Raw genomic sequence first — 19,369 nt, forward strand, 5'->3', positions numbered from 1 at the left:
TATTTTAAAGTATATATAACAAAAATTGATTTACATCAAAATCAAAAAAATTATAAATGGAATAATAAATTCAACTTAGTCAGATTAGGTTATCTTTATTAAAAGATGTGATCTTGATTTGAACATTAAATAAAATTAAACGGTATATTTAAACCAAAATAATAAACACAGGAATGGGATTAATAATGAAAAAACTCACTGCGCTTGTCTTAGCTGCCGCAACGCTTGCACCAGCTGCTTCATTTGCTCATGAAGCTGGCGATTTTATTTTCCGTGCAGGTACTGCAACTGTCCGTCCGAATGCAGGCTCTGATGATGTATTAGGTGGCCTAGGTCATTTTAATGCAAATAATAATACTCAATTAGGGCTGACATTCAGCTACATGGTTACCGATAATATCGGTGTGGAATTATTAGCTGCAACGCCATTCGAGCATAAAGTTAGTTTAGGTGAATTAGGCAATATTGCGACAGTTCATCATTTACCACCTACTTTGATGGCACAATATTATTTTGGTAGTAAAGAAGATAAATTACGCCCTTACTTAGGTGCAGGTATTAACTATACTTTCTTCTTTGATGAGAAATTTAATTCAGGGGCAAAACAGCTGGGCTTGAGTGACCTTGACCTGTCTAGCTCTTGGGGCTTTGCAGCGCAAGCCGGTATGGACTACATGCTGACTGAAAATTGGATGTTAAACGCCTCTCTTTGGTGGATGGATATTGATACGGATGTTAAATTTAAATTTAACGGCGCTCAACAAAAAGTTGATACTCGCCTTGACCCATTCGTATTTATGTTTGGCGTAGGTTATCGCTTCTAATCGAATTTGCAGGATGCATAATAGGCAGATGCCTAACTTGAAATGGAATGTAGTAGTAAATCCGAGAATATTTATTCTCGGATTTTTTTGGATATAAATTAGGAATAATTTTTTAACTAAAAATGTAATTTATCTATTATACGATTTCATAGAAAATAATAACCTCTATTTTTTATAACGATAAAATAACAAAATACCAACAATTGTTAATGTATTAAAGTAACGTAATTATTATTTTTAGGAAATATGTAAGATATATTTCTGATATAAATATCAGCCCAATTTGAGCTGATATTTATAATGGTTGATTGATGATGTATTAGCGGATTTTCATTGAGTCAATGACAGATTGGACGCCTTTTACTTTTTTAGTGACCTCTATGGCTTTATTTGCATCTGCTTTAGAATCGACAAAGCCACTTAATTGCACGCGTCCTTTAAAGGTTTCAACACTAATCTGAGTTGATTTTAGGTTTTTCTCAGCCAGTAGGGCAGATTTTACTTTAGTCGTAATGACAGTATCATCAATGTAGCCACCAGTGCCTTCAGATTTATCGGTTGGTGCACAAGCAGCTAGCGTGAAAGCCATAAAGAAAGCGACAAGTAATGCACTAACAGATTTGAATAGTTTCATCCTTTATCTCCTAACGTGTCAAACGCCAAAATACGTGATGGTTAAGTCATCCAACAAGATCTTATCAGCATAATAAACAATGATTACAATTAGTTTCTCGCTGATAATTTTAGTATCAGTAGAAAGTGGAAAAAATTCAACTTATAGACGCCCGTAATGGCAAATTAAAATCGTAAATAAAAAACGCCATACAGGATATGGCGTTTATCGAGGGTGGGGGTATTTCGCTATTTTTGTGTTGCTGTCTTCATTTTTGCCACGAACTGGGTAAGTTCTGCCAGCATAATATCAGGGCGATGAAGATTATTTTCGATAATTTTAACCACGGCAGAGCCTGAAATGGCACCAGCTGCGCCATTAGCGATTGCCTCGCTAACTTGAGATGGTTCAGAAATACCAAATCCTTGTAGTGGTGGTGCTGCCTGATACTCATTTAACCGACTAATTAAGTTAGTCAATGGTGTCTCAGCACGTTTTTCTGTTCCTGTCACTCCTGCTCTTGATAATAAGTAAGTATAGCCCTGGCTATATTCACCAATTTGCTTGAGTAATGGCTCATCAGCATTTGGCGGGCAAATAAAAATAGGCGCAATACCATGTGCTAAGGCAGACTCGCGAAAGGGCTTTGACTCACGCATAGGAACATCTGCGACCAATACTGAATCGACACCAGCTTGTTGACAACGTGAATAAAAGTTATCGATGCCATTACTAAAGACCAAATTGGCATAGACAAGTAAGCCAATGGGCATATCAGGGTGTTTCTGCCTTATCCGAGCCAAAAGTTCAAAGCACAATGTTGGGGTAATATCACTTTTAAACGCCCTTAAATTCGCATTTTGGATAGTAGGACCATCAGCGAGAGGATCGGAGAAAGGAATACCAATTTCTAATGCATCAGCGCCACCAGCAATTAGGGTATCTACAATTTTTAAGGATAGCTCAGCGTCAGGATCGCCTAATGTTACGAACGGAACGAAAGCACCTTGGTTAACGCGGTTTAAACGTTCAAAAAGTTGAGTATAACGTTCCATTAGATTTCTCCCTTACTTTTTAAAATATCATGTACGGTAAAAATATCTTTATCGCCACGGCCAGAAAGGTTCACAATCAGTAATTGTTCTTTATTTGGCTCTTTTTCCGCGAGTTTTAGTGCATACGCTAATGCATGTGATGATTCTAATGCAGGGATGATACCTTCCTTACGTGATAGCAATTTAAAGGCCGCTAAGGCTTCATCATCGGTAATGGAAACATAATCCGCTCGCCCAATACTGTTTAAATGTGCATGCTGTGGTCCAACAGATGGGAAATCAAGCCCAGCGGAAATAGAGTAGGACTCTTCAATTTGCCCTTCATCCGTTTGCATCATCGGTGACTTCATACCAAAGTAGATGCCGACGCGACCATGCTTGAGTGGTGCACCGTGTTGGCCTGTTTCGATACCCAAACCCGCAGGTTCCACACCGATAAGGCGCACATTTTCTTCAGGAATAAATGATGCAAAGAGGCCAATTGCATTTGAGCCGCCACCAATACAAGCGATCACGGCGTCAGGCAGTCTTCCTTCTTTTTCGAGTACCTGTTGTTTTGCTTCATCGCCAATCATACGCTGAAAATCACGGACAATGGTTGGATATGGATGTGGGCCTGCCGCTGTTCCTAGCAAGTAATGCGCCTTATCATAACTGCCAGACCAATCTCTAAGCGCTTCATTACAAGCATCTTTTAAGGTGGCTGAGCCACTGTGTACAGGGATCACTTCCGCACCCATTAGCTTCATACGGAAAACATTGGGTGATTGGCGCTCAACATCTTTTGCCCCCATATAAATACGGCACTTCATATTAAGCAAAGCACACGCTAGAGCGGTTGCGACGCCATGTTGACCTGCACCCGTTTCAGCAATAATTTCTGTTTTACCCATTCGCTTAGCTAATAATGCTTGGCCTAATACTTGGTTAGTTTTATGTGCGCCACCATGAAGTAGATCTTCACGTTTTAGATATAGTTTCGTTTTAGTGCCTTCGGTTAAATTCCTACAGAGTGTTAATGCAGTAGGGCGACCGGCATAATTTTTAAGGAGATCATGGAATTCTTTAATAAATGTCGGATCGTTTTGAGCCTCAATAAAGGCATCTTCCAGTTGGTTAAGGGCTGGAATTAAAATCTCAGGAACATATTGTCCACCGAATTCACCAAAGTAGGGGTCTAATTTACTCATATTATTATTCGTCTCTTGATGTCATGCTATTCATATTCAATTTCAGTTCTTAGTCACTATTGCGCTACTTTTCTTGATGATTAGAGTGCTAATGAACTGAAAACTTGATTCAGTTTTTTCTCGCTTTTGATGCCCGGTTCAGTTTCAACGCCTGAGTTAAAATCCAATCCATTGCATAATAGTGTCGCAGCCTGACGGCAATTGTCGGCATTTAAGCCTCCTGCAACCATCACGCGAAATTGGCTGCTATTTGGGATCTTGTTCCAATCGAAAGTTTGACCACTGCCGCCACGACCATTATCAAGTAGCAACAAATCAATCGGTTGCCCATCAAACTGGCTGAAATCAGGTTGTGACATATTGACGGCTTTCCAGATTTCACAATGCTCAGGTAAATGGCTACGTAGATTTTTCACATAATCGGCATCTTCATGACCATGGAGTTGCACTGCTGATAAAGCCAGTTGTTCGACCATATGGGCAACAAAATCAGCAGATTGGTCACGGAAAACACCAACATATTGTAGTGGAGCGGCATGTATTATCTGCCTTGCTTGTGACAGGGTCACTTTTCGCGGGGAGTTTTCAGCAAAAATTAAGCCGCCGTAAGTTGCTCCCGCAGCAAGGGCGGCTTGCGCATCTTGGCTTCGGGTTAGGCCACAAACTTTATGTTCCCCAATTAATAATTTTTGCAATCCTTTGTTAAGATCGGCTTGCTCCATTAAAGCACTACCAATCAGAAAACCGTTGGCAAACTGGCTCAAAGATTGAATGTGCTGGTGGCGGTGAATGCCGGATTCACTAATAATAATGGTGCCTTCTGGCAGACGCGGTGCCAATTCACGGGTACGATTGAGGTCGATTGATAAATCGCGGAGGTCACGATTATTAATGCCAACAACACGCGCTTTTAGTTTTATCGCTCGCTCTAACTCTTCTTCGTTACTCACCTCAGTCAGTACACCCATATTCAGTTGGTGTGCGACTTCTGCAAGTGCAATGTACTGCTCATCACTCACGACAGAGAGCATCAGTAAAATAGCATCGCCTTGATAATATCTCGCAAGGTAGATTTGGTATGGGTCAACAATGAAGTCTTTACACAAAACGGGTTGCTTAACCGTACGACTGACAGTGGTCAAATACGCCATATTCCCTTGAAAATACTTTTCATCGGTTAAGACGGAAATAGCTGACGCATAGGGTGCATAAATGTTCGCTATGACGGCAGGATCAAAATCTTCCCTAATTAGCCCTTTTGATGGTGATGCTTTTTTGCATTCCAGTATAAATACAGGGCGTTTTGCGGACAGTGCTTCATAAAAACGACGGCTCGATGGGAGCACTTTATCAATAAAGCTGTCTAAAGGTTGTTGTTGTTTACGCTCTTCCAGATAGATTAGCTTATCATCAACAATTTTTTGCAGTACGGTTGCTTTCATCTTTATTGGTTCCTTGAAGCGAGCGCAGTGACGCGATCAAATACAGCACCACTACGAATAATATTTAGAGCGTGTTCACTATTGGCTTTTAGGTCTTCATAACCATTGATCCGCATTAGCATGGCGACATTGGCTGCAACGGCGGCTTCATGTGCAGGCTTTCCGTGACCCTGTAACAAATTACTTAGCAAAATTCGATTTTCATCTGGTGTTCCGCCTTCTAAATCAGATAGCTGATAAGCTTGCAACCCAAAATCGTCGGCATTGAGCTGATAGAAAGACAGAGCGCCTTGGTTTAATTCTGCAACTTGCGTGGTTGCATGAAGAGAAACTTCATCCATTCCACCACTGTGTACCACAGCTGCACGAGTAAAACCAAGCATTTGTAACGTTTTTGCTACAGGTTCAATTAATGACGCTTGATACACACCGATTAATGCAATAGGCGGTCGAGCAGGGTTAATTAATGGGCCTAACACATTGAATAACGTGCGTGTCTTTAATTGAGAGCGTACAGGAGCCGCATGACGGAAACCGCTGTGGTATTGAGGTGCGAATAAAAAGCAAACGCCTAATTCATCCAATGCGTCACGCGCACTTTGTGCACTTAAATCTAATGAAATACCAAAAGCAGCGAGTAGATCAGATGAGCCGGAACGACTAGAAACGCTACGGTTACCGTGTTTTGCGACTTTGATCCCCGCTTGAGCGGCAACAAAAGCACTCGCCGTTGAGATATTGATGCTATTGGCACCATCACCGCCAGTACCAACGATATCACTAAATGGGTAGTCAGGGCGTGGAAAAGGTTGTGCGTTTTCTAAGCACGCTAAAGCGGCTCCAGCGATCTCTTCGGGTTGTTCACCTCGCATTTTCATACTGACGAGCACTCCAGCCAATTGGGCTTCCGTTAATTCACCGCGAATAATGCCATTAAAGAGCTGTTGGCTTTCTTGTTGTGTTAATGCTTGTGCACGGAATAGTTTATCGAAAATAGTTTGCATAATAGAGTCTCTTCCCTGGTTAAAATGATGGTGTTGTTGTGCCAATCGATGCTGAAAGCGCCCATGCAACGGTTTGTTCCAGTAAAATAGCCCCTTGAGTTGTTAGGATAGATTCGGGGTGGAACTGAAAACCGCAAACACGATCACTGTCATTGCGAACAGCCATAACCATGCCGTTAGATTGTGCACAAATTGTCAGTTTTTCAGGGATTTGGCTGCCGACCAAAGAGTGATAACGCGCAACGGGAATTGGGTTATCGAGACCATCAAACATCGCTTGTTGGTCATGGGTGGCCATGGATGATTTACCATGCAAAATTTCTCCAGCAGAGGAAACATGCCCGCCATAGGCTTCAATAATCGCTTGATGCCCTAAGCAAATACCTATCACTGGTAATTTACCGATCACTTGCTGAAGGACCGCTGGCATGCAACCCGCGTCACTTGGCTTCCCAGGTCCCGGTGATAACACCAGCAAAGGGGAATCCATGTTATTGAGGACAGATAGAATACGTTCTGCGCTGACGGTATTGCGATAAATGACCACTTGATGGCCCCCTGAGCGCAATTGGTCAACGAGGTTGTAAGTAAAGGAGTCAACATTGTCGAGTAATAGTATGTTAGCCATTAAAATAACTCCTCTGCTTGGTGTGCTTGGGCAATTGCGCGGATCACTGCGCGAGCTTTGTTACGTGTTTCATCGGCTTCGCCTTGCGGGGAGGAGTCTAAAACGACACCTCCGCCCGCTTGTACCGTAGCAATACCATTTTCCACATAGGCTGAGCGGATCACGATGCAAGTATCAAAATCCCCTTTACCAGTAAAATAGCCTACAGCGCCACCGTAAGAGCCTCTGCGCTCCTGCTCATATTCAGCAATTAATTGCATAGCGCGAACTTTGGGCGCTCCGGTCAGCGTGCCCATATTCATACACGCTTGGTATGCATGAAAGATATCGAGATCTCTGCGTAGTGTGCCAACCACCTGTGATACTAGATGCATAACAAATGAATAGCGGTCGACTTTTGTGAGGTTTGCAACATAGCGACTACCAGGCTCACAAATACGCGCTAAGTCATTACGGGCTAAGTCGACTAACATGAGGTGTTCAGCTAACTCTTTTTGGTCAGTACGCATAGAAAGTTCGATGCGGCTATCAAGATCTAAGTCAATCGCTCCCGAGGCATCACGACCACGAGGGCGAGTTCCTGCGATAGGGTAGATCTCAACTTTGCGGTCACTTGCACTGTATTTCAATGCGCTTTCAGGTGATGCGCCAAACAGTGAAAAGTCCTGATCTTGCATAAAAAACATGTAAGGACTCGGGTTTTGTGCCTTTAACTTTTGATAAGCAATTAATGGGTAAGGACAAGGCATTGAAAATTTCCGTGATGGCACGACTTGGAAAATATCACCACGATAAATGGCTTGTTTCATTGCATTGACTACCGCACCGTATTGCTGATCATTTTTGTTGGTTTCAACGTGAAATTGTTCCGTTTTCCCTAATGGAAGAGGCGATAAGAACGGACGGCATGCCGCTATCAGCTCGTTGTGACGTTGTGTGACCGTTTCTACATGGCTATCCACAGTCGAAAAAATAGCGCTCTTTAGGCGTGCCGCTTGATTTTGATGGTCGATCACTAAATAGTGTTCTGCGACAAAAAAACAGTAATCAGGGCAATTATTTATCGTTTTCACTTCAGGAAGTGATTCAAAACTGGCAATTAAATCATAGGCAAATAACCCACCGACAAATAGGTTTTCAGATTTTTGTGAAGTCGCTTGAGCCAATGTTGGCAATAAACGCAATACATCTAAGCATGATGCGCTTTTTAAGCGGCTGTCTTCGTCAAGATCACCATTCGGTTGGCTAAATGTCATCGTCAAATGTTGTGCTGATAGTTCATAATGTTGAGCTTTATCAGCTAGTTGTGTTGCTATGACTGGGAGTAATTGAGCACCATTTTCAGTCAATGCTTCAACGTCTACCCGTTGGCCAAATGCACGAATGCGTAGCGCACTTTCGACAATCAATAGGCTTTGTAAATTGGCTTTGCTGTTGATCTCTGCCGACTCCAGTAACATAGTTGCTGGAATGTCGTGGCACAGGTGATGAAACAGCAATGTTGGATCTTGCTGATAGTTAATTGGACTATCCAGAAAACTAAAATGTGCTAATGTTGTGTTTTGGTTATTCATTTTATTGCCTTTTAACAGTTTTTAGACATAAAAAAACCCGCGGGTGAAGGCGGGTTAGGCACTTAGGCATATTTAATCTATGCGTGTGCGGCATCCGCCCAATTTGGGAAGTTGCGCCACCAACGATTTGATAGATTAAGAATATTCATACAGTGCCTCTCTGGATAATCACATTAATACGGGTCAGTAACTTGTCTCGTGTACTAGTAAACTGGATCGCGTGAGTTGTGTCAAGCGGTTTGTTATTTATATTTAGGAAAAATATCCAGAAACGGGAAAAAGGAGTGAAATAGGCTATGTCACAATTTTCGAGCCCATTAATGACCCGATATGATTTACATTGCCATACTCAGGCTTCTGACGGTGATTTGTCGCCCATTGAGGTTGTTGAGCGAGCAATTGAGATGGGGGTTAACGTACTTTCTATTACTGACCATGATACCTGTGAAGGTGTTATTGAGGCTCGTGAATACCTTTCACACGCACAACGCCCTTTAACCTTGATTAATGGCGTTGAAATTTCCACCTTATGGGAAAATATTGAAATTCATATTGTGGGATTAAATTTTTCACCTACAGCATCCGCAATGGTTGAGCTATTAGAGCGGCAATCGGTATTACGGGTCGAGCGCGGAAAGGAGATTGGCCGTCGCCTACAAAAAGCAGGCATAGCGGATGCATGGGAAAATGCGTTAGAAATAGCCCAAGGTGGACAAGTCACCAGAGCGCATTTTGCTCAGTATTTGGTAAAAACGGGGAAAGAGAAAACTATCAGTAACGTTTTTAAGCGTTATCTATCAAAGGGGAAAACGGGCTATGTTCCGGCAAAATGGTGCACCATTGATGAGGCCGTTAAGGTGATCCAGCAAGCTGGGGGCGTGGCTGTACTCGCGCATCCCTCGAAATATCAACTTTCGAATAAATGGCTGAAACGCTTGATAGCTTATTTTAAACAGTGTCAGGGGGATGCAATGGAAGTGTCTCATTGTCAGCAACCTGCCAATGAAAAGCAGTATCTAGATGAACTTGCACAATCCGCGAATTTAAAAACGTCAATGGGCTCCGATTTCCATCGTCCATGTTCGTGGATTGAACTTGGGCGTAACCTGTGGCTGCCTGATGATCAACGGGCGGTTTGGACATTATGGGACGAAGTAAAAACGACATAATGCGTTGATGTATAATAAATGCGGTGTAAAATATAACAGTGATACTTCAATTTGGGTTGAGTGTGCAGTGGGAGTGATATACCGAGCACGATGCTAGCCACATAGTTATCCTCTCGATATTCTCATTTCCTGTGAAACAACCTGAGTGATTTGGAATGTCATTAAAGTAGTGCGTCTTTTTAGAGATGTGTTTTCTTATTGTAAATAGATAGTGCCATTTTAAGGTTTTTACCGGATGATGCTGTCAATACTAAAGATCAGAGGTCTGTATGAGTCAGTTTTTTTATATCCATCCGGATAATCCCCAAGCTCGGTTAATCAACCAGAGTGTTGAAATTTTAAACAAGGGCGGCGTTATCGTTTACCCAACCGATTCTGGGTATGCAATAGGCTGCCGGTTGGAAGAGAAAGAGGCATTGCAGCGTATTTGTCGCATACGTCAACTTGATGCCAACCATAACTTTACTTTGATGTGCAGAGATCTCTCTGAGCTATCAAATTATGCACATGTTGATAATACGGCATTCCGGTTAATTAAAAATAATACGCCCGGCAACTACACGTTTATTCTGCGCGGAACTAAAGAAGTGCCTCGCCGCTTAATGAATGAAAAACGTAAAACCATTGGGTTAAGGGTTCCGTCTAATCCTATCGCTCGAGACCTCCTTGAAGCTGTTGGTGAGCCATTAATGTCAACCAGCCTCATTATGCCGGGGGATGACTTTACGCAGTCAGATCCTGAAGAGATCCGTGATTTACTCGGTAAACAGGTCGATTTAGTTATCCACGGTGGTTACATTGGTCAAAAACCCACAACAGTAATTGATTTCACGGATGATAGCCCAGTTGTCGTTCGTGTCGGTACAGGTGACCCATCTCCTTTCGAATAAGCGATAATCATCGCGGGTCGATTAATAATAGGGCATCCTCATAAACCTGTGTATAATACGCAGGTTTTCCAATTCGTTATTTTTCGTCACTGTGTACGAAAAACTATTTGACGCCTGTGAAGGCGACATTTGAGGGTTATATGAGCGCTAAACCGCAAAAAACTGAGAAGCTACAAAAAATTCTTGCCCGCTCTGGGCATGGTTCCCGTCGTGAAATTGAAACTTTTCTAAAAGAAGGGCGCATTAGTGTCGATGGTAAAATCGCGACGCTAGGTGATCGTATTGAAGTAAAACCGGCGACTAAAATTAGATTAGATGGTCGGATATTAGCGATAAAAGAACCTGAAAAAGAGATCTGTCGTGTCATGGCTTATTACAAGCCAGAAGGTGAACTGTGTACTCGCCATGATCCAGAAGGTCGCCCGACAGTATTTACGCGTTTACCAAAACTTGTGGGAGCTCGCTGGATTGCGGTTGGTCGCCTCGATGTGAACACAAGTGGGTTATTACTGTTTACTACCGATGGTGAACTGGCTAACCGTTTAATGCATCCAAGTCGCGAAGTTGAGCGTGAATATGCTGTTCGTGTATTTGGGGAAATCACTGATGCAAAAATACGTCAATTAACTCAAGGCGTTCAGCTTGAAGATGGCCCGGCCGCATTTAAAACGGTTTCTTTCCGTGGCGGTGAAGGGATGAACCAATGGTATAACGTGACCTTAACAGAAGGGCGTAACCGTGAAGTACGCCGTTTGTGGGAAGCCGTTGGGGTCCAAGTCAGCCGCTTGATCCGGGTGCGATACGGTGATATTGACCTGCCTAAAGGTCTGCCGCGTGGTGGCTGGACTGAGTTAGGCCTACAACAAACCAATTACCTAAGAGAGTTGGTTGGGCTTGAAGCTGAAACAGAAACTAAGGTGGCTGTTGAACGAGACCAACGACGCATCAAAGCAAACCAGATCCGTCGTGCGGTTAAACGCCATTCACAAGTAGCAGCAAGACCTGCGTCTAAACGTCAATCATCTAGACCAACAGCAAAGCGTCGTACACGCATTTAATGACTTTGGCTTGTGTTGATTTATCGAAAAGGTTATAGAGTTATCTATAACCTTTTTTATTAGTTTTGGTTATGTATTTGTCACAAAATGATACAAACTCATTTGAGAATATTCTGTGTTTAAGTTACCGTTATGATGTAAAGGAATAAACAAAGGTAAATTATACTACATGTTTAGTTTTCGATTAATAAAGGCGTTGATGATACTTTGCTTAAGCGTAATGATTAGTGGATGTGATAATAATCAAAGCATAATATCAGAAAGCGGGCGTTTTTATTTTACGAATGATACATCAGATAGTTTCATTTTTTTTATGGATTACCATCCGATTGTTGTTCCTAATCAAAGTGTGGGAAGCCTCTTATTGAAGCCTGGTGTCCACGTTATGATAACGACGACGGGTGAACCTGTTCAGTTTATTGTTTACCCAGGCAATAAAGGTGGCATTCTCAACCCAACTCAGCAATTTTATTACGCGTACAATTATGTGTATGGGACAGAAGGGATCCCATCACTTCACCATCTGAACAAACAATCGCTGGTGGTGGGTCACTATCAACTCAGTGGTAGAATAAATAGCAGTAACGATTATATCATTGATAATAATGTGTTTAACTGTGATATTCCAGTTGGTGAACAAGCACCAGAAGCGCTATCAAGCTCGGCTGCCGTTAGCCAAGTAAAAACGAAGTGTTTAACACATAAGGAGCTGACTGACCTAATCCACCGTGGCGATGCCTTTATATCACAATTAATGGTGAAAAAAGTGCCTCATGGTGAAAAGCAATCGGTCACAGTGCATTTCGATTACCCACTCACGACACCTAATTTTACCGATGAAGTTCTGCAAATGTATGCACAAGAAGTGGTTGGGTTGGTTAATCGTTTTCGTCGCTCTTTAGACCCACAACGAAAACAGTTCTATTATAACGAATACCACAATAAAATTTCACACATGGCAGTGATTTATAGCCAAATGAGAAATGATGGCACAGCATTACTTGAAAAATGCAAATATGCAGAGTTTATGCAGCAAACCCGAGCGATCTTCGGTGCCGGCATTCTGATGATGTAATTAAATTGCCGATACACAGTTGCTATGTATCGGCAGATGAATACGATTACCAGTCAATCCCTTTTTGTGCTTTTATTCCAGCATCAAAAGCATGTTTCACAGGGCGCATTTCAGTAACGGTGTCAGCTAAAGTAAGCAGTTCGCGGTGACAGCCTCGCCCAGTAATAATCACTGATTGGTGTTCAGGGCGATCAGTTAATGCGTCTATAACCTCTTCCAATGGCAGATAGTCATAGCTAATCATATAGGTGATCTCATCAAGTACCACTAAATCGATGGCTGGATCAGCCAGTAACCGCCGCGCATATTGCCATGTATCAAGGCAAGCGAGAGTATCAGCTTCTTTGTCCTGAGTCTCCCAGGTAAAACCAGTAGACATGACATAAAAAGGAACGCCGTGAGGCTCTAATAATTCTCGCTCACCATTATCCCAACTGCCTTTAATAAATTGCACGACAGCGGCTTTTTGTCCATGGCCGACAGCACGGCATACTGTACCGAACGCTGCTGTTGTTTTACCTTTGCCATTTCCTGTAAAAACTAGCAAGATACCTCGTTCGATTTGCGCAGATTCAATTCGAGCATCAACCTTTTCTTTCAAACGTTGTTGACGCTCTTCATGCCGGCTTTGAGACATAAAAATTACTCCGTTGTTTTAACATTTTGAGCGGGTTGAGCGTCAAAACTAATGCCTGTTTTACGCAAGCTATCATTACTCATAAGATATAAGTAAATTGGCATAATGTCGGCTGGTGCTTTGATAGTCATTGGATCTTCATCTGGTGCTGCACTGGCACGCATACTGGTGCGAGTACGCCCTGGATTGATACAGTTAACACGCAAGCCACTGTTTTTATACTCTTCGGCAAGGATCTGCATTAAGCCTTCAGTGGCAAATTTAGAAACGGAGTAGGCTCCCCAGTCTGCACGGCCTTTTTTACCGACGCTGGAACTGGTGAAAACGAGCGATGCTGTTGGTGCTTTCAGTAATAAAGGCAACAGCACTTGAGTTAACATAAACGACGCATTGACATTAACTTGCATAACGTCATGCCATAAATCGACAGGTTGTTCGATAATTGGGGCAACAACCCCTAAAAGACCTGCATTATGCAATACGCCATCTAGATAAGGGTGTTTTTTAGCAATATCGTTGGCTAACTCAACATATTGTTCATGAGGTGCTGTCAACAAGTCAACGACATAGATATCTGCGGCCTTACCGGTTAATGTTTCGATTTCTTGGCTAACGGCGTCAAGTTTATGCTGTGTCCTACCGACTAAAATCAAAGAGGCGCCGAAGCGAGCATAGGTTAATGCGGCTTCACGGCCAATTCCATCACCGGCCCCAGTAACCAAAAGGGTTTTGCCACTTAAAAGGTCATGTTTAGGTTGATAGTGGAGCATGGTATTTTTCCTATCCTATTTGTTAACAGTTACGATATCATCTCATTGATTGATGCTATTGGCTAATGTAGCGTAGAAATTTAAGTAAGATTACGATAGAAACGACGTTATTTTACTGGTTGTTTAATAGCAATCATGAGACTATTTTTATCAAGATAAATATGAGAAGGATGATTTTGTGGAGTATTTCTCTCTGTATGGACTGTTTTTGGCAAAAGTCGTCACAATAGTCGTTGCAATTATTGCTTTGGCTGTTTTTGTTTTTGGTGTCGGAATGCGTCGCCAAGGTGGGCGAGGTGAATTGAAAATTACCGACTTAGGGGAACGTTATCGCGAACGCCAGCGCCAAATGCAGCAAGTAAAAATGAATGATTCTGAGCATAAAGCTTGGGTAAAAGCCTTTAAAAAGCAACAGAAAGCAAAGGCGAAAAGTGAAAAAGCAGGGGCAAAAGCAGGGCAATCAACGGTCAAAAAACCGTGTTTATATGTCTTAGATTTTAAAGGCAGTATGGATGCTCGTGAAGTCGGCTCTTTAAGAGAAGAAATCAGCGCTATTCTAGCCGTGGCGGAACAAGACGATGAAGTTTTGCTGCGTCTTGAAAGCCCTGGGGGCATGGTACATGGATACGGCTTAGCGGCATCACAGCTTTCCCGTTTAAAAGAAAAAAATATTCCGTTGACTATCGCGGTTGATAAAGTGGCCGCAAGTGGCGGTTATATGATGGCGTGTATTGCGTCGAAGATTGTTGCGGCTCCATTTGCCATCATTGGTTCTATTGGGGTAGTTGCGCAAGTACCAAATATTCACCGTTTATTAAAAAAACATGATGTAGATGTTGAATTGCATACAGCGGGTGAATACAAACGCACATTAACTATGCTTGGTGAAAATACCGAACAAGGACGTAAGAAATTCATCGAAGATCTGAATGAAACTCACGAGTTATTTAAACAGTTTGTGCATCATAATCGTCCATCATTAGATATTGACGCGGTGGCTACTGGAGAATATTGGTATGGTACTCAAGCACTTGATAAAGGCTTAATTGACCAAATTGGCGTGAGTGACGATATTATTATTTCAGCAATAGAGACTAAAGAAATCATCAGTATTCGCTATACACAAGGTAAAAAGATGTTAGAACGTTTTACGGGTAGCATGTCTGAAAATGTTGATAAATTGTTATTGCGTTGGTGGCAGCGCGGGCAAAAACCTTTTATGTAATTAAATTAAGATTCGGTTTTCTCGCAAAAAATAGATTTCGTAACTATCATTAATTACCGGCGCTTAGCCGGTAATTTTTTGGCTACGTCTCTTTACTTAAGACGGTATTGCTCAGAAAGAATATGAGACAAATGTTTATACATGTTGAATGCCGCCGTGCTTTTCGCTGTTGGAATACCATTGGCATCTAAAAAGCATTCACCTTTGAACACTAAGGTATCACGATGCTGCTCTACCGTATCAACGAACATGCCATGAATGAAGTCTTCGTGTTTCCTTATGATCTCATTAGCTTTTTCGAGAAGTTCATTTTGTGTTATAGATTGGATATTGCTGTCCATAAGTTAGCCCCCTTAAAAAAATAATTGGTTGCGTCTGGCGTTTTATCAGGTAGAGTGTGTGCTTTTCGTTGGCAATAATTAGCCATTATATGGCTAAAATCAGTCAGCTAGAACACTTTATGTTCTTTTTAGCATAGCGTGATTAGCTTGGTAGTTTTTGCGTAAACGCAAACTATTTGAAGAAATTATATTGATATATTGCAATTGTGCCGCAATATAAAAAAGAGATTTTCATTTTGTGCATTTTCATGTAGAAATGCGCCATTGTAGAAATTTAGGTAAAGGTAAATATGGGTAAAGCTCTTGTTATCGTGGAGTCCCCGGCAAAAGCCAAAACGATCAATAAGTATCTTGGCAGTGGCTACGTTGTAAAAAGCAGCGTTGGCCACATTCGCGATCTGCCGAAAAGCGGGTCCGGCTCACAAAAGAGTACAGGCTCATCTACCGACAAAACTAAAAAGGTTAAAAAAGATCCTCAAGCCGCGCTTGTAAAGCGTATGGGGGTCGATCCTTACCATGGTTGGAAAGCAAACTATCAGATCTTACCGGGTAAGGAAAAGGTGGTTTCTGAATTACAAGCTTTAGCGGCAGATGCAGACCATGTCTATCTTGCGACGGACCTTGACCGCGAAGGGGAAGCTATTGCATGGCACTTACGCGAAGTGATTGGTGGTGAAGACTCTCGCTTTAGCCGTGTTGTGTTTAACGAAATTACTAAAAATGCGATCACTCAGGCGTTTGATAGCCCTGGCGAACTCAATATCGATAGAGTTAATGCTCAACAAGCTCGCCGTTTCATGGATCGCGTAGTAGGTTATATGGTATCGCCGCTGTTATGGAAAAAAGTGGCGAGAGGGTTATCTGCAGGTCGCGTACAATCCGTTGCGGTACGTTTGATTGTCGAACGTGAACGTGAAATTAAAGCGTTTGTGCCGGAAGAATATTGGGAACTTCATGCGGATTTGGCGGATAAAAGTACGGCTGCATTACGTATGCAGGTTACGCATCAATTAGGCAAAGCGTTCAAGCCAGTCACTAAGGCGCAAACTGACGCTGCGGTGAGTTTGCTAGAAAAAGCACGCTTCCAAGTGATTGACCGTGAAGACCGACCCACATCCAGCAAGCCGAGTGCGCCTTTTATCACATCAACGCTGCAACAAGCCGCTAGCACCCGTCTTGGGTTTGGTGTGAAGAAGACCATGATGATGGCTCAGCGCCTTTATGAAGCGGGTTATATTACCTATATGCGTACTGACTCAACTAACTTGAGCCAAGATGCATTAAATATGGTACGTGGCTATATTAGCGATAATTTTGGCGAAAAATATCTGCCTAAAGACGCCAATATTTACACTAGCAAAGATAATTCGCAAGAAGCGCACGAAGCTATCCGTCCTTCCAGTGTTGATGTTCTACCCGATGCACTGAAAGATATGGAATCAGATGCGAAAAAGCTCTATCAGTTAATTTGGAATCAATTTGTGGCATGTCAAATGACGCCTGCAAAATATGATTCAACAACATTAACGGTGAAAGCAGGGGATTTTGAGCTAAAAGCGAAAGGCCGTACATTGCGTTTCGATGGTTGGACGCGAGTGATGCCTGCACTGCGCAAAAATGATGAAGACAAAACATTGCCACCAATCCAAGTAGGCTCTGAATTGTCGCTGGTTGAATTGTTGCCAAGTCAGCACTTTACGAAACCACCAGCACGTTTTAGCGAAGCCTCCTTAGTTAAGGAGCTTGAGAAGCGCGGTATTGGTCGTCCATCAACCTATGCGGCAATTATCTCTACGATCCAAGATAGAGGTTACGTTAAGGTTGAGAACCGTCGTTTTTATGCGGAGAAAATGGGTGAAATCGTGACAGATAGGTTGGAAGAAAACTTCAATGACCTAATGAACTATGATTTTACTGCACGCATGGAAGATCAGCTTGACCATATTGCTAATCACGAAGCAGAGTGGAAAGCGGTGCTTGATGAATTTTTCTCTGATTTTAGCAAACAGCTAGATATTGCAGAGAGAGATCCTGAAGAAGGTGGAATGCGCACGAACCCTATGGTGATCACTTCAATTACTTGTCCTGATTGTGAACGTCATATGGGGATCCGTACAGCTTCAACAGGGGTGTTCCTCGGTTGTGAAGGCTATGCGTTACCACCAAAAGAACGCTGCAAAAAAACCATCAATTTGATCCCTGAACATGAAGTATTGAATATTCTTGAGGGGGATGATGCGGAAACCAACGCGCTGCGTGCTAAGCGTCGCTGTCCAAAATGCGGTACAGCAATGGATAGCTACCTGATTGATAATCAACGCAAACTGCATGTGTGTGGTAACAACCCAGCTTGTGAAGGTTATGAGATTGAAGAGGGTGAGTTCCGCATTAAGGGTTATGACGGCCCAGTAATTGAGTGTGATAAATGCGGTTCAGAAATGCACCTAAAAACAGGGCGCTTTGGGCCTTATATGGGGTGCACAAATGAAGAGTGTAAAAACACCCGTAAGATCTTAAAAAATGGTGAGATTGCTCCACCAAAAGAGGATCCGGTACCATTACCTGAATTACCTTGCGAAAAATCAGATGCGTATTTTGTGTTGCGCGATGGTGCGGCTGGCGTATTCCTAGCGGCAAACACCTTCCCGAAATCACGAGAAACGCGAGCGCCATTGGTTGAGGAGTTGCAACGCTTTAGAGATAGACTACCTGAAAAGCTGGTTTATTTAGCTGACGCGCCTGCAAAAGATCCTGATGGTAATCCAACCGTTGTGCGTTTTAGCCGTAAGACGAAACAGCAATATGTTTCTTCAGAGAAAAATGGCAAAGCCACAGGTTGGAGTGCATTTTTTGTAGACGGCAAATGGGAAGTGAAAGAGAAATAATCATTCACTGACGTTAGCGATTAAAAGGCGATAGGTTAATTTCTATCGCCTTTTTCATTTCTGTTGTTCATCATTTTCTGTGAGCCTACGAGGTTTTTATCATTAACCACAGACAGACTCTCCCTCCATCTTATTTTTATGATGATTTGATCTCCTTTCAGGAGCCGTCTTAAAAATGCACTTATTTGGCTTAAGTGTTGATTTATGTGGCTAACCGCAAAGCAATATGATGACGGTTTGCTATGCTGATAAATAGCAATTATCAATAAATAATAATTTATTGATGTGTATTTGCTTTTAAGCAATAAACATCACAAGCAGCGATTAGGTTAGAAAGCTCACAACTGGAGGTAGAATGAAATTCAAAATGTGTTTACTGGCCGGCTTATTAACGGCTTTTGCAGCAAATGCAGCAGAAACAACAGTAGTACTGAAAGAAGCTACACCACAAGGTGAAGGCAAGGCGATTGGTGAAGTTGTTATTTCTGAAACCGATTATGGATTATTGTTTACCCCAAAATTAGCAGGTTTAGAAGCGGGTATCCATGGTTTCCATATCCATGAAAACCCAAGCTGTGAGCCTGCTGAAAAAGATGGCAAATCAGTACCAGCATTAAAAGCAGGTGGACATATGGATCCGGCAAAAACAGGTGTCCATAAAGGGCCTTATGACAATACAGGCCACTTAGGGGATCTTCCGGGCTTAGTGGTTGATGCCAAAGGTAATGCCGATTATGCCGTATTAGCACCGCGCTTAAAAACACTAAAAGAGATTGAAAACCGTGCACTGATGGTACACGCGGGTGGGGATAATTACTCCGACCATCCTGAAGCGTTAGGTGGTGGTGGTGCACGCATGGCTTGTGGTGTGATCAAATAGTTGATACTGTATATTTAAACAGTAATTGATAAAACCGTACTACTTTGAGACTTAATCTAAAAGCTCTGAAATACTCAGAGCTTTTAACTATTTGAAAACTAATAAAATA

16 protein-coding genes, 1 pseudogene and 1 other annotated feature are annotated in these 19,369 nt (G+C 42.3%); of the genes and pseudogenes, 8 read left to right on the top strand and 9 right to left on the bottom strand.

Annotation, left to right across the window (positions count from 1 at the left end; genetic code table 11):
* Positions 1–185 precede the first annotated feature (185 nt).
* The gene (gene ompW, locus PSE69_RS17200) at positions 186–824 is read left to right on the top strand and encodes an outer membrane protein OmpW (RefSeq protein ID WP_014656056.1); all 639 of its coding nucleotides are present in this window, start codon (positions 186–188) and stop codon (positions 822–824) included.
* Between the two features lie 319 nt (positions 825–1,143).
* Here ompW and PSE69_RS17205 read toward each other — a convergent pair whose 3' ends face one another.
* The 6 genes and pseudogenes from PSE69_RS17205 to PSE69_RS17230 form a co-directional block, all read right to left on the bottom strand.
* Positions 1,144–1,458 carry a BON domain-containing protein gene (locus PSE69_RS17205; protein WP_004920212.1) on the bottom strand — a complete coding sequence of 105 codons (315 nt, stop codon included), beginning with the start codon at positions 1,456–1,458 and terminating at the stop codon, positions 1,144–1,146.
* Positions 1,459–1,685: 227 nt separating this feature from the next.
* Entirely contained in the window at positions 1,686–2,492 is an 807-nt protein-coding gene (gene trpA / locus PSE69_RS17210; protein WP_121874635.1) for a tryptophan synthase subunit alpha, read from the bottom strand.
* On the bottom strand, positions 2,492–3,682 hold the full coding sequence (trpB, locus tag PSE69_RS17215) for a tryptophan synthase subunit beta (RefSeq protein WP_014656054.1): 1,191 nt from the start codon (positions 3,680–3,682) through the stop codon (positions 2,492–2,494). Before trpB ends, trpA begins: the two co-directional genes overlap by 1 nt.
* An 80-nt stretch (positions 3,683–3,762) precedes the next feature.
* On the bottom strand, positions 3,763–5,124 hold the full coding sequence (gene trpCF / locus PSE69_RS17220; RefSeq protein ID WP_121874636.1) for a bifunctional indole-3-glycerol-phosphate synthase TrpC/phosphoribosylanthranilate isomerase TrpF: 1,362 nt from the start codon (positions 5,122–5,124) through the stop codon (positions 3,763–3,765).
* 2 nt (positions 5,125–5,126) lie between these two features.
* A pseudogene (gene trpD, locus PSE69_RS17225) lies at positions 5,127–6,756 on the bottom strand (bifunctional anthranilate synthase glutamate amidotransferase component TrpG/anthranilate phosphoribosyltransferase TrpD).
* Positions 6,756–8,330, bottom strand: coding sequence for an anthranilate synthase component 1 (locus PSE69_RS17230; RefSeq protein ID WP_036940367.1), 1,575 nt, complete (start codon positions 8,328–8,330; stop codon positions 6,756–6,758). The pseudogene trpD and the gene PSE69_RS17230 overlap by 1 nt, the downstream one beginning before the upstream one ends.
* A 27-nt stretch (positions 8,331–8,357) precedes the next feature.
* Positions 8,358–8,458 (bottom strand) — a sequence feature (Trp leader region).
* 168 nt (positions 8,459–8,626) lie between these two features.
* Between PSE69_RS17230 and rnm the strand changes: the two genes are divergently transcribed.
* From rnm to PSE69_RS17250, 4 genes are all read left to right on the top strand, one after another.
* Complete coding sequence (rnm, locus tag PSE69_RS17235) at positions 8,627–9,499, top strand: RNase RNM (protein WP_014656053.1); 873 nt, start codon at positions 8,627–8,629, stop codon at positions 9,497–9,499.
* Between the two features lie 269 nt (positions 9,500–9,768).
* Positions 9,769–10,389: an L-threonylcarbamoyladenylate synthase gene (locus PSE69_RS17240; RefSeq protein ID WP_004920184.1), complete on the top strand. Its 621-nt coding sequence runs from the start codon at positions 9,769–9,771 to the stop codon at positions 10,387–10,389.
* A 140-nt stretch (positions 10,390–10,529) separates the two neighbouring features.
* On the top strand, positions 10,530–11,447 hold the full coding sequence (gene rluB / locus PSE69_RS17245; RefSeq protein ID WP_014656052.1) for a 23S rRNA pseudouridine(2605) synthase RluB: 918 nt from the start codon (positions 10,530–10,532) through the stop codon (positions 11,445–11,447).
* A 385-nt stretch (positions 11,448–11,832) separates the two neighbouring features.
* A complete protein-coding gene (locus PSE69_RS17250) occupies positions 11,833–12,522 on the top strand; it encodes a hypothetical protein (RefSeq protein WP_223854789.1) in 690 nt (229 codons plus the stop codon).
* A 46-nt stretch (positions 12,523–12,568) separates the two neighbouring features.
* Here the strand turns inward: PSE69_RS17250 and cobO are convergent, their stop codons facing one another.
* Positions 12,569–13,159 carry a cob(I)yrinic acid a,c-diamide adenosyltransferase gene (gene cobO, locus PSE69_RS17255; RefSeq protein ID WP_036940360.1) on the bottom strand — a complete coding sequence of 197 codons (591 nt, stop codon included), beginning with the start codon at positions 13,157–13,159 and terminating at the stop codon, positions 12,569–12,571.
* 5 nt (positions 13,160–13,164) lie between these two features.
* Positions 13,165–13,929, bottom strand: coding sequence for a YciK family oxidoreductase (locus tag PSE69_RS17260; protein ID WP_004920174.1), 765 nt, complete (start codon positions 13,927–13,929; stop codon positions 13,165–13,167).
* 178 nt (positions 13,930–14,107) lie between these two features.
* On the opposite strand from PSE69_RS17260, the gene sohB reads away from it, so the two are divergent.
* Entirely contained in the window at positions 14,108–15,154 is a 1,047-nt protein-coding gene (gene sohB / locus PSE69_RS17265) for a protease SohB (protein WP_014656049.1), read from the top strand.
* Between the two features lie 92 nt (positions 15,155–15,246).
* On the opposite strand, the gene PSE69_RS17270 is transcribed toward sohB, so the two are convergent.
* Positions 15,247–15,495: a DUF2498 family protein gene (locus PSE69_RS17270; RefSeq protein WP_121874639.1), complete on the bottom strand. Its 249-nt coding sequence runs from the start codon at positions 15,493–15,495 to the stop codon at positions 15,247–15,249.
* Between the two features lie 290 nt (positions 15,496–15,785).
* On the opposite strand from PSE69_RS17270, the gene topA reads away from it, so the two are divergent.
* A complete protein-coding gene (topA, locus tag PSE69_RS17275; protein ID WP_036940356.1) occupies positions 15,786–18,380 on the top strand; it encodes a type I DNA topoisomerase in 2,595 nt (864 codons plus the stop codon).
* A gap of 355 nt (positions 18,381–18,735) precedes the next feature.
* Positions 18,736–19,260 carry a superoxide dismutase family protein gene (gene sodC / locus PSE69_RS17280; RefSeq protein ID WP_004920157.1) on the top strand — a complete coding sequence of 175 codons (525 nt, stop codon included), beginning with the start codon at positions 18,736–18,738 and terminating at the stop codon, positions 19,258–19,260.
* Positions 19,261–19,369 lie beyond the last annotated feature (109 nt).

This window comes from Providencia sp. PROV122, from assembly GCF_028482365.1.
In the GTDB taxonomy this organism is placed as follows: domain Bacteria; phylum Pseudomonadota; class Gammaproteobacteria; order Enterobacterales; family Enterobacteriaceae; genus Providencia; species Providencia stuartii.

What these genes read in the sequence shown, in the direction of transcription:
- sodC (WP_004920157.1), top strand. Translation starts at nt 18,736, where the DNA reads ATGAAATTCAAAATGTGTTTACTGGCCGGCTTATTAACGGCTTTTGCA.
- cobO (WP_036940360.1), bottom strand. Translation starts at nt 13,159, where the DNA reads ATGTCTCAAAGCCGGCATGAAGAGCGTCAACAACGTTTGAAAGAAAAG.
- PSE69_RS17250 (WP_223854789.1), top strand. Translation starts at nt 11,833, where the DNA reads ATGATAACGACGACGGGTGAACCTGTTCAGTTTATTGTTTACCCAGGC.
- rnm (WP_014656053.1), top strand. Translation starts at nt 8,627, where the DNA reads ATGTCACAATTTTCGAGCCCATTAATGACCCGATATGATTTACATTGC.
- ompW (WP_014656056.1), top strand. Translation starts at nt 186, where the DNA reads ATGAAAAAACTCACTGCGCTTGTCTTAGCTGCCGCAACGCTTGCACCA.
- rluB (WP_014656052.1), top strand. Translation starts at nt 10,530, where the DNA reads ATGAGCGCTAAACCGCAAAAAACTGAGAAGCTACAAAAAATTCTTGCC.
- trpA (WP_121874635.1), bottom strand. Translation starts at nt 2,492, where the DNA reads ATGGAACGTTATACTCAACTTTTTGAACGTTTAAACCGCGTTAACCAA.
- trpB (WP_014656054.1), bottom strand. Translation starts at nt 3,682, where the DNA reads ATGAGTAAATTAGACCCCTACTTTGGTGAATTCGGTGGACAATATGTT.
- trpCF (WP_121874636.1), bottom strand. Translation starts at nt 5,124, where the DNA reads ATGAAAGCAACCGTACTGCAAAAAATTGTTGATGATAAGCTAATCTAT.
- PSE69_RS17260 (WP_004920174.1), bottom strand. Translation starts at nt 13,929, where the DNA reads ATGCTCCACTATCAACCTAAACATGACCTTTTAAGTGGCAAAACCCTT.
- PSE69_RS17240 (WP_004920184.1), top strand. Translation starts at nt 9,769, where the DNA reads ATGAGTCAGTTTTTTTATATCCATCCGGATAATCCCCAAGCTCGGTTA.
- PSE69_RS17230 (WP_036940367.1), bottom strand. Translation starts at nt 8,330, where the DNA reads ATGAATAACCAAAACACAACATTAGCACATTTTAGTTTTCTGGATAGT.
- PSE69_RS17270 (WP_121874639.1), bottom strand. Translation starts at nt 15,495, where the DNA reads ATGGACAGCAATATCCAATCTATAACACAAAATGAACTTCTCGAAAAA.
- topA (WP_036940356.1), top strand. Translation starts at nt 15,786, where the DNA reads ATGGGTAAAGCTCTTGTTATCGTGGAGTCCCCGGCAAAAGCCAAAACG.
- PSE69_RS17205 (WP_004920212.1), bottom strand. Translation starts at nt 1,458, where the DNA reads ATGAAACTATTCAAATCTGTTAGTGCATTACTTGTCGCTTTCTTTATG.